Genomic DNA, 660 nt, shown 5'->3' with positions numbered 1-660 from the left:
GTTGTCGATTTGCAGGGCGGTGGTGGGCACCAGCGTGCCCTTGCCCACCGTGGAGATGTACTGCACCGTGCCCACTGCGCCGAGCGGGGGCAACTTCTCGCCAGTAAAGCGGGCGGTGAGCTGCACGCTGCCGCCGGTGGGCGCGCCGGGATTTTGCGAAATCTTGATGGGATAGCTCGTCTGCCCGACCTTGAAGCTGAGCAGGCGGCCCACCGTCAGGGCGGCGGCCTCGCTGGGCGGCGCATTGAAGGTGAGGGTGCGCACCGAACTGACCAGGCTGAAGGCCTCGCTGCCCGCATTGAGGTACTCGCCGCCCGTGACGGCCACTGCGGTAATCTGCCCGCTGAAGGGAGCCACCACCTTGACATTGGCCGCCGCCGTCTGGGCCTGTTGCAGGGCGATGCGGGCACTGTCCACGCTGATCTGCAAATTCTTAAGGCCGCTGCCGCTGGCGGTCGCGTTGGCGCTGAGGTTGGCCTGGGCCGTCACCAGGTTGCCCTGGGCCTGCTGCACCGCCAGGGCCTGGGTATCGAGGGCACTCTTGGCAAGCGCGCCCACGTCATAAATTTGCTTGGAAGCGTTGTAGGTCTCCTGGGCGTTTTGCAGGGCGAGCTGGGCCGATTTGACCGCCTGCTCGAGCTGGGTGCGGTTGGAGGTGAG

At 66.4% G+C, this 660-nt stretch carries 1 protein-coding gene; it reads right to left on the bottom strand.

What is annotated here, in order from left to right; all coding sequences use genetic code 11:
• On the bottom strand, positions 1 to 660 hold a 660-nt coding region (locus GUI70_RS22545), incomplete at both ends, for an efflux RND transporter periplasmic adaptor subunit (protein WP_368733641.1).

This window comes from Deinococcus alpinitundrae, from assembly GCF_009982895.1.
Taxonomy (GTDB): Bacteria; Deinococcota; Deinococci; order Deinococcales; family Deinococcaceae; genus Deinococcus; species Deinococcus alpinitundrae.
Note: the sequence above shows the minus strand (reverse complement) of the source record. Positions and strands in the feature narration are given on the sequence as shown.